Annotated in this window: 9 protein-coding genes and 1 pseudogene; 7 read left to right on the forward strand and 3 right to left on the reverse strand. The window is 64.3% G+C overall.

What is annotated here, in order from left to right; all coding sequences use genetic code 11:
- Both ABSG20_RS30495 and ABSG20_RS30500 read right to left on the reverse strand, forming a co-directional pair.
- Positions 1-1,313, reverse strand: a 1,313-nt coding sequence (locus ABSG20_RS30495; protein WP_423868172.1) for an FAD-dependent monooxygenase, incomplete at its 3' end; no start/stop codon positions are given.
- A gap of 125 nt (positions 1,314-1,438) precedes the next feature.
- The gene (locus ABSG20_RS30500; protein ID WP_423868173.1) at positions 1,439-1,639 is read right to left on the reverse strand and encodes an alpha/beta fold hydrolase; all 201 of its coding nucleotides are present in this window, start codon (positions 1,637-1,639) and stop codon (positions 1,439-1,441) included.
- Between ABSG20_RS30500 and ABSG20_RS30505 the strand changes: the two genes are divergently transcribed.
- The 7 genes and pseudogenes from ABSG20_RS30505 to ABSG20_RS30535 all read left to right on the forward strand — a co-directional run bounded on the left by ABSG20_RS30505 (position 1,625) and on the right by ABSG20_RS30535 (position 7,748).
- Entirely contained in the window at positions 1,625-1,966 is a 342-nt protein-coding gene (locus ABSG20_RS30505; protein WP_423868174.1) for a hypothetical protein, read from the forward strand. The two genes, ABSG20_RS30500 and ABSG20_RS30505, sit on opposite strands and share 15 nt — an antisense overlap.
- 15 nt (positions 1,967-1,981) lie before the next feature.
- Entirely contained in the window at positions 1,982-2,167 is a 186-nt protein-coding gene (locus tag ABSG20_RS30510; protein ID WP_423868175.1) for a hypothetical protein, read from the forward strand.
- Positions 2,168-2,301: 134 nt separating this feature from the next.
- Positions 2,302-3,369 (forward strand): extracellular solute-binding protein, encoded by a 1,068-nt coding sequence (locus ABSG20_RS30515; RefSeq protein ID WP_423868176.1) that lies wholly within the window; start codon positions 2,302-2,304, stop codon positions 3,367-3,369.
- A gap of 3 nt (positions 3,370-3,372) precedes the next feature.
- Entirely contained in the window at positions 3,373-4,593 is a 1,221-nt protein-coding gene (locus ABSG20_RS30520) for a sensor histidine kinase (protein WP_423868177.1), read from the forward strand.
- A 192-nt stretch (positions 4,594-4,785) separates the two neighbouring features.
- Entirely contained in the window at positions 4,786-5,241 is a 456-nt protein-coding gene (locus ABSG20_RS30525) for a DMT family transporter (RefSeq protein ID WP_423868178.1), read from the forward strand.
- 34 nt (positions 5,242-5,275) lie between these two features.
- Entirely contained in the window at positions 5,276-6,547 is a 1,272-nt protein-coding gene (locus tag ABSG20_RS30530) for an MFS transporter (protein WP_423868179.1), read from the forward strand.
- Positions 6,547-7,748 (forward strand): annotated as a pseudogene (locus tag ABSG20_RS30535) (arsenic transporter). Before ABSG20_RS30530 ends, ABSG20_RS30535 begins: the two are co-directional and overlap by 1 nt.
- A gap of 983 nt (positions 7,749-8,731) precedes the next feature.
- Here the strand turns inward: ABSG20_RS30535 and ABSG20_RS30540 are convergent.
- Positions 8,732-9,406 (reverse strand): pyridoxal phosphate-dependent aminotransferase (locus ABSG20_RS30540; protein ID WP_423868180.1); only part of this gene is annotated, 675 nt, incomplete at its 5' end.

Genomic DNA, 9,406 nt, shown 5'->3' on the forward strand with positions numbered 1-9,406 from the left:
CCGTAAACATGAACCTGCCAATCCATCGCCGCGAGCGAGGTGAAATTGTCCACCCCATCGACGGGCGCCCACGGCAGACGATCGCCGCCATGCACCTGCCCGGCCGTGCCACGGCTCAAGGGACCGCCGCGATAATTCAGTGTGATCTGCGACACCGTCCGGAACATGAATTCGCGCACCGGCTCGAACGCGGCAGCCGCCGGGATCAGCATCGGCGCGACCCACATGCGCATGAGGTCGGCGATCCGCCCCTCCGCGGTGGCAAAGGAGAACACGCGATCGGTGGTCGCAACCAGGCGCCGCGCGAAGCCGATCCGCTCGGCTTCGTAAGAGTTAAGCAGACGCCCGCCCGCGCGGCCGCCCACCACCGCCGCCAGTTTCCAGGCCAGATTGACGGCGTCACCGATCCCGGTATTCATGCCCTGGCCGCCGGCCGGGCTGTGGATGTGGGCGGCGTCGCCGAGCAGGAACGCCTGCCCTTTCTGGAACTTTTCGGTGACGCGGTGATGCACATGATAGGTCGAAAACCAGTTGACCTTGCTGACCTCGACCTTGAGGTGCTCGATAGCGCGGCGGCCGACGTCGTCGAAACTCAATTTTTCGGCGCGATCGGCCCGCGCGTCGCGTACGGTGCCGATCAGGCGCGCTCTTCCCGCTCCGGCCAGCGGGAAGACGCCGAGGAAGTCGGCCTCGTCGAGATCGATATGCAATTCGCCATTCAGGGCCGGCCCCTTGGCGTCAACGTCGGCAACATAAAAGATCTGCCGATAGGTGCCGCCGGGAAAGCCGGTGCCCATGGCCTCGCGCACGATCGAACGGGCGCCGTCACAGCCGGCGAGGTAGCGCGCCGCGCACTCGAACGCATGGCCGTCTTGCCCGCGCAGACGGGCGATGATGCCATCTTGCTCATCGACAAAACCGGTCAGCTCGGTATGCCGCTCGACCGCGACGTCCTGCATCTGCAGCCGCTCGATCAGGAGCTGCTCGTGCTGGTCCTGCGGAAAGATGTGCAGGAAGGGGTAGGGCGTCAGCTCCGCGCCGACGTTTTCGAACGCAATCCGCGCCGCGGCTTCACCTTTGACCCAGAGATTGACAGCCGGTACGTGATGGCCTTTCGCCACCACCGCTTCCGTGAGATCGAGCTGCCGGTACAGTTCGAGGGTACGGGCCTGCACCGCCAGGGCCCGCGAGGTCGTTCCCGGTCCGGCGGTCTTGTCGACGATCCGCACCTTGACGCCGAGCCGGGTCAGCCAGAGCGCCAGCACCAGACCGGTCGGGCCCGCGCCCACGATCAGAACATCACACTGTGCCATCGTGACCTCCGTCGGCATTGACAGGGCTCTGAAGCAGAGCACCTCGGGCGGTTTAGGCAAAGGGCCGCCGGATAGTTAAACGAATTGGTGGAAGTTTGGTTCGCCGGTCCGGCCAGCCCGGCTTCTCAGCCCGCCGGCAACGCGCGCAGCCAGTCAGTAATGGTCTGCAGCGCCAGGGAATCGGAGAATATCCGGAAATGATTGACGTTCGGCATGACCTCGACGCGCGCGCCCGGGGCGGAGCCGGCAAACAGCCTGCGCAGAGCTTCGCCATCGACCGCTTCGACATTGGCGCCGACCAGAACCAGGGTTTGATCGCCAAGCACACGCAGATCCTCCGCATACCTGGTCATTATCATTTTGAAGTCGGCAGCGGGCTTCCCCGTATTGGCGTGATCCCGATCATCGTCGGTCCGCTGTGGTTCGGGATGGGCTATTTCGCGTGGATCGTCGCCGGCACCTTGCTCGGTGGCGCCGATCGGAATTTGGACCGCCGCCTTAACATTTTCGTCCTGCCGCTGGTGGCGGCCTTCGTGTTGACGCAGTGGGACTATCTGGCGCATCGAGGATCTGCGCGCGTCCACGGTCATGGTCATGCTGCTGACGATGTTCTTCACCTCGGTGCTGGCGGCCTTGCGGCTAGCGACCGATGATCGGCCGCCGCCGGTTTGAGGCGCCTGGGCTGGAGCGGAGGTCTCGGACAGAATGGCTGGGGCGTGGGCTGCCTCGGCGAGTACAATCTGCTCCCGGCGTTCATCTTCGAGGTCGTCGCGACCTTTCTGTTCCTGGTCTGCATTCTCGGCGTGACGCAAATGTTCAAGCCTGGTGACGTGCTCGCCGCGGACAACGCCTGACGCAAACTGCCATCGTCAAAGAAAGCGGCGCGACCCGCTTAGGCATAGACCAGAGGATCGGCTCTCATCATACTGGCGCCGCCGGCCTTCGCCGCGCTTGACGAGAAGGCTTCCGTGCAACCGGGGAAAACGCGATGGGTATTCGAAAATGGTCGCGGCGCGACCTGCTCAAATCCTCAGGCAAGCTGGCCACCGGCCTGCTGTTCGCCGGGCCGGTCAGGGCAGCTCTGCCGCCACCGACCAGCGTTACGCCGGCGTTGATTGAAGCCGCCCGCAAGGAAGGCAACGTTTCATATTATTCAGCGCTGGAGCTCAACGTCGCCGAGCGGCTGGCCAAAGCGTTCGAAGCCAGATATCCCGATATCGCGGTACGGGTCGAGCGCTCCGGCGCCGAGCGGATTTTCCAACGCATCGCGCAGGAGCAGGCAAGCGGCATCAACGCCGTCGACGTCGCCAACTCAACCGATCCCGCGCATTACCTCGACTGGAAAGCCAGGGACTGGCTTGCGCCCTATGTGCCGGACGATGTCGCGAAGTATTTCCCGGCGGATCAGGTCGATCCCGAGGGCCTCTACGCCACCTCGTGCGGATGGATCGAAACCATCGGCTACAACTCAAGCCTGGTAAAGTCGGAGGACGCGCCTAAGAGTTATGCCGACCTGCTCGATCCCAAATGGCAGGGCAAGATCGTCAAGGCCCATCCCGGCTACAGCGGCGCCATCATGACGGCGACGTTCGTGCTGGCGCGGGAACTTGGCTGGGGCTATTTCGAAAAGCTCGCCCAGCAGAAGATCATGCAGGTGCAGTCGGCGGCGGACCCGCCGAAGAAGCTCCTGCTTGGCGAGCGCGCGGTGATGGCCGACGGCAATGACTACAATCTCTTGCTGGCAAAGGACCAGGGCAAGCCGGTCGAGGTGGTCTATGCCGCCGAAGGCTCGCCGCTGATCATCGTTCCCTGCGGAATATTCCGCAACGCGCCCAATCCGAGTGCGGCGCGGCTGTTCCAGAGTTTCTTTTTCAGTGCCGAAGGGCAGCAATTGCTGGTCGACAATTTCGCGCATCGATCGTTCCATGCGCAGGTGGAGGAAAGGCCCGGTCACCCGAAGCTTGCATCGCTGAAACTGCTCAAATCCGATCCGGCCGCGGTGCTGGCGCAGAGCGAGGACATCAAGGCGCGCTATGCCAGGTTGTTCAAGGTGTGATCATTGCCGCGTTCGATCGTTGCCTGGTTTGTGGTGTGCTGGGGGCTTTTTCTCGTCGCCGCCCTGGTCGTGGGCGCAATGCTGGTCGCGCTTTACCAGGATACGACGAGCCAGAGGACGGCCCGCGCGGCGGCGAACAATTCGCGCGCCTGCGATGCGATCGTGCGGGAGGCAGGTTCAGCGGGCGCGCTTGAGCGTTCCGGCGCGAAGGCCGGTTATGCAGCCGCGGTTGATCATGCGCTGGCATCCTTTCCGGGCGTCGAGGGCGGAATATGGCAAAGCGCGGTTGGTTCGCTGGCCTACGCTTATCCGACCTATGAAGGCAGCGGGCAAAAGACCGACCTTCCGCAAGCCGAGGAGCCGACCATCCGGCAGGTCGCGGAAACCGCGGCCTCGGCGCGGCGACCGGTCGAACGGAAGCGGGATTCACGCTCGCAGGTGCTTTTGATTTCGGCCTGCCCGATGGCCGGCGCCGCGGCCGACATCACGGCCTGGACAATGACGCGCGTTGTAAGTATCGGCGCCAGGCCTTTTCTGCTTGCGACCACCGGACTGGCTTTGCTGCTTCTGGTGCTGCTCGGGTCGGCAGCGTTGCTGGGCCGGGTGTTGTGGCGCTGGTCGCAGCGATTGCGCACCGTCGAAGTGGCGCTTTCGGCGGGCGCGGAGGATCTGCCGGTGCTGGAGCTGACAGGACAGCGCGATCTCGACCGCATCATCGATGCCATTAACGGCGCCGGCGCCAAGGCGGTGGAAGCCCGGCGCCGGACCGTCAGCCTGCTGCGGCGGGTGGCGGAAGGCGAGCGCCTGGCCGCGCTGGGCCGGGTCGCGGCCGGCGTCGCCCACGAAATACGGAACCCGATCGCCGCCATGCGGTTAAAGGCCGAGAACGCCCTTGCCAATGAGTCCGACCGCGGCCGGTCAACGGACGCATTGCGGGTCGTGGTCGAACAAGTGGGGCGGATGGACCAGTTGCTGCAGAATCTTCTCCGCTCGGTGCAGCGCTCCGAACTGTTGCCCGAGCCGATCGCCGATATCCGTCGGTTCCTCGCCGAGCATGCGGCGCTGTTCCGCGAGCAGGCGGGGCGGCGGTCCATCACGGTCGAAGGGCCGAAAACCCTGACGCCTCCCGTCAGCATCGACCGGGCGCAAGTCGGACGCGCGCTCGACAATCTGATCCTCAATGCGATCCAGCATCCACCCATCGCGACCTCGAGCAATGGGTGAGAGAGGGCCGCTTCCGCGAAGATCTGTTTTATCGACTGAATGTCGTGCCCATCGCGCTTCAGCCGCTGCGCCGGCGGGCCGGCGATATCATGCCGCTCGCCGAACACTTCCTGACGCGTGCCTCCTCGCCGGCCAAGCAACTGTCAGAGGATGCCCTGCAGCGGCTGACCGAGCAAATAAAGGACAGTCGAGATGCAGAACATCGGTGCGGTCTGGCTCTATCCGATCATCCTGATCGCGGGCGCGTTACAGGCGTGGGGTCCGCCGATGAACAACGCGCTGCGCGGCTCGCTGGAAAATCCGTGGCTGGCGAGCCTGATTTCGTTCCTGCCGATCGTGGCGCTGTTGGCCTGTGTGCTGTTGTGTCTTCCGCATCCTTTGCCGAGCTCGCGGGGCATCGCCGAGATGCCGTGGTGGGCGCCGCTCGGTGGTCTGGTCGGCGCCTTCGCGGTCATTGCCGGTCTGCTGTTCGTCGGCCAGGTCGGCGCCGGCGCCTTTGCCGGACTGACGATCACGGCGAACATCCTGATGTCTTTGGCAATCGACCGCTACGGCTGGTTCGGCATGGCGGTCCACGATCTCAGCTTGGGACGCATCGCGGGCGCGGCGCTGATGGTCGCGGGCATCACCCTGATCTCGAAATTCTAGAACTGGTCGGCGGGCCATGTCCACGGAGTGCAATATGACAAACAAGACCGACACGCCGGCGTCGAAAGCCATCTGGCCGCTATTGTCCTTGAACTTCTTCATGGCCGACATGCAGGCCGGCATCGGGCCGTTCCTCGGCGTGTTCCTGCTTGCTCATGGCTGGCAGAGCGGCTTGATCGGCACCGTGATGACGGTGGGCGGGGTCGCCGGCATGCTGATGACCACGCCCGCGGGCGCGCTGGTCGACGCCACCCGCCGCAAGAAGCTCTATGTCATCATCCCCGGCATCTGCACAGTGACCGCCTCCGGCATCATCCTGCTCTCGCAAAGTTTCTGGCTGGTGACGGCATCGCAGGTTGCAACTGCCGTAGCCGGTGCCGCAATCGGGCCTGCGGTTTCGGGCATTACGCTCGGCATCGTTCGCCAGGCCGGGTTCAACCGGCAGAACGGGCATAATCAGGCGCTCAATCACGCCGGCAACATGACCGGCGCCGGCCTGTCGGGCCTGCTCGGATGGCAGTTCGGATTCACGGCGGTGTTATTGCTGGCCGCATTGTTCGGCATCCTTTCGATCGTCTCGGTATCGATGATTCCCGGCGCTGCGATCGACGACGACGAGGCGCGCGGCCTGCACCAGAGCAACGAGGACAACGGCAAGGTCGGTGGCCTCACCGTGCTGCTCGAATGCAAGCCGCTGCTCATTCTGGCCGCGGCGCTGGCCCTGTTTCATCTCGGCAATGGCGCGATGCTGCCGCTCTACGGTCTCGCCGTCGTGGCCAACAAGCAGGGCGATCCGGCAGGGTTTGTTGCGATCACCATCGTGGTTGCGCAAGGCATGATGATCCTGGTGTCCCTGATCGCGATGCGTCTCGCCGAAAAGGAAGGCTACTGGCTTGTGCTCTTGATTTCCTTCATCGCGCTGCCGATCCGCGGCATCATCGCCGCCCATGTCATGAACAAATGGGGCGTCTATCCCGTGCAAATCCTCGACGGGGTCGGCGCCGGACTGCAGAGCGTCGCGGTGCCGGGCCTGGTTGCGCGCATCCTCGACGGCACCGGGCGTGTCAATGTCGGTCAGGGCGCGGTCATGACCGTGCAAGGTCTCGGCGCCTCGCTCAGCCCGGCGATCGGCGGCTGGATGGCGCAGGGGATCGGCTACAGCGCCATGTTCCTCATTCTCGGCAGTTTTGCTTTGGGTTCGATTGCGCTGTGGCTCGGATTTGCTTCCGTCCTGAAACCCGCATGCGCGCGGCGAAGTCAACGGCATGATCGCCGCATGGCTACGGCGCTGGCGGGGGCGCCGTGATGCCCGGGACCAATGTTGCGACCTGGGGAATAGCGGTGCTTGCAACCCTGGGCGTGATCGCGCGGCCGTGGAATCTGCCGGAGTTCATCTGGGCCGTCGCCGGCGCGGCACTGCTGGTGGCGTTCAACCTGTTCTGATCGGCATGATGCTGCTGGCCGAAGTGGCGCGCCAGGAAGGCCTGTTCGACTGGCTCGCTGCGCAGGCGGTTCGGCGGGCCGAGGGTTCGGCGAAGCGGCTGTTCCTGATCGTCTATGTCGTCGGCACCATCGTCACTGTCCTTTTGTCGAATGATGCCACCGCCGTCGTTCTGACACCGGCAGTCTATGCCGCGACCCGTGCCGCCAAGGTCGAGCCGCTGCCTTATCTGTTCATCTGCGCCTTCATCGCCAATGCGGCGAGTTTTGTGCTTCCGATTTCCAATCCGGCCAACCTCGTGGTGTTCGGCAAGGGAATGCCGCAGCTCATGGTGTGGCTGGGTCTTTTCGCGCTGCCTTCGGTCGTCTCCATCGTTGTGACCTACCTGGCGCTGCGGTTGACGCAGCGCCGCGCGCTCGATGCGGCCGTCGCCAAGGTGAATGACATTTCGCCGCTGACCCTGACCGGTGCGCTCGTGGCGGCCGGCATCGCAATGACGGCCATCGTGCTGCTCGCGGCGTCGGCGATGGGCCGGGATCTCGGACTGCCGACCTTTGTCGCCGGGTGCGTCGTGACCGCGGTTATTCTCCTGATCGGACGGCAGTCGCCGCTGCCGGTCATCAAAGGTATCTCGTGGTCGGTGTTGCCGCTGGTGGCGGCCCTGTTCATCCTGGTGGAGGGATTGAACCGCACCGGCGTGCTGCCGGCGCTGGCGCGGGTCCTGAGAGAGGCCGTCTTGGCCTCGCCGCGGGCGACAGCAGCGATCGCGGGAATCATCATTGCCGTGGCATCGAACCTCGCCAACAATCTTCCGGTCGGCCTGATCGCGGCCACCACCACTCAAACCGCGCACGCTCCCGCCGGCGTCACCGCTGCGATCCTGATCGGCGTCGATCTCGGGCCTAACATGTCCGTCACGGGCTCGCTCGCCACCATTCTGTGGCTGATCGCGTTGCGGCGCGAAGGCGAGGGCGTCAGTGCGTGGCGTTTCCTGAAACTGGGCCTCGTGGTGATGCCGCCCGCGCTCTTGCTGTCGCTGCTGGCGCTGTCGGCGATAGCGCGGTGAGCGCGGAGCATCCCCGTTGCCGCCTTCGCCTGATAAGTCCCGATAATACAGGCCCAAAAACAGGCGGCGACGCCGTTCCAGCCCGTCGGGCAGGCAACCCTAACGGGCGCCGCAAGCTTGCCTGGTCGTCGATCGCGCCGCCGTGCATTGTAAACCGCAAGCGATAACAAAAGGCCCGAGGCCGGTTTCCCGGCGGAGGCGCCAATGTCGCGATGATCCCGATATGCCCGTGATTTGCCCGACGCGTCAAATGTTTTTGGCTGCCCGCGGCGGAGGCGTTGCAAAAACCGTGCGGGCCGTGTCCGGGCTGGTAGCGGGATCCATGTTTTTTCGGTCAGGCACTGACAGACTTTCGCCAGACCCCCGGATCGCTCATGACACTGCGATCAATCGCATTTTTGCGTTTTTGGCGCAGCTTCGGCTGCAGCGGGTGGTACTATAATATATTTCACGTATAGATTGCAAGTGACCCATAGCCAGACTGGAAAGGGTGCAAGAGCAAGTCATCGTGTCGTCATGAGATGTCCCTCCGGTCGCGCACGATAAGGAAGGCAGGGAGGCGGCACAGACGATCATATCCCTTTGGGTCTTTCAGCTTCAGTTCCTCAGTTGGTGTCGGCTCGCACATCCGCTCAATAACAAACCCTGCATTGGCGAGGGGATCCGTCAAATCGCGCAGCGGTCCTATCACTGTGGTAACGGGCGCGAAGCAAGCTCGAATAGCTCGCTGCGAGCACTGGCGATGCCGGCGACACCGTGTTGAGCGCCGAGCATCACCGTGGCCGTCGCCGATCAAGCCGGCTCCTAAAAATACAGGCCCAAAACAGGCGACGCAGTTGCAGCCCGCCGGTCGGGCAACCCGAACCGGCGCCGCAACGGCTGCCGCCGACTTACTTCGGATATCAGTCCGATCGCATGCTGGAACGATGAAGAAGGACAGTTTATCGGCCCGCGCGTTCGCGCGACCCGTTGGCTTTGCCCACCTACGGCACGCCCGAGATGTCCGATAGCGCCGACAACAGCCGGTCCATTTGACCGTCTGTGCCCACGCTTATCCGCAGATAGTCGCAGACGCGAGGCGCTGGAAAATGACGGACGATCACCGCCCGTCGGCGCAGCGCGGCGGCAAGCGCCGCGCCCTCATGCGAGGGATGACGCGCGAAGACGAAGTTGGCGGAGGACGGCAGCACTTCGAAGCCAAGCCGGGCCAGTCCGCGGTTGAGCCGCTCGCGGCCTTCGATCACGCGCGCCCGGCTCTGTTGAAAATACGCCTCGTCCTCCAGGGAGGCGATGGCACCGGCCTGGGCGGGCCGGCCGAGAGGATAGGAGTTGAAACTGTCCTTGACCCGGGTGAGTGCCTCGATCAGCTCAGTGTCGCCGATGGCATAGCCAACCCGCAGTCCGGCCAACGCCCGGGACTTGGACATGGTTTGAACGACCAGAAGGTTCGGGTGGGAGGCCACGAGCGGAATCGCGGTTTCGGCACCGAAATCAACATAGGCCTCGTCGATCACCACCGGCGCGTCAGGATGGTCCTCCAACAGGCTCAGGATCTCGGCCCGTGACAGCGCGACCCCGGTCGGCGCGTTCGGATTGGCCAGGACGAGCGCGCCGGCCGGCCGGCGATAATCGGCAACGCGGATTTGCATGGCCCGATC

This window comes from Bradyrhizobium sp. (genome assembly GCF_049512235.1).
In the GTDB taxonomy this organism is placed as follows: Bacteria; Pseudomonadota; Alphaproteobacteria; order Rhizobiales; family Xanthobacteraceae; genus Bradyrhizobium.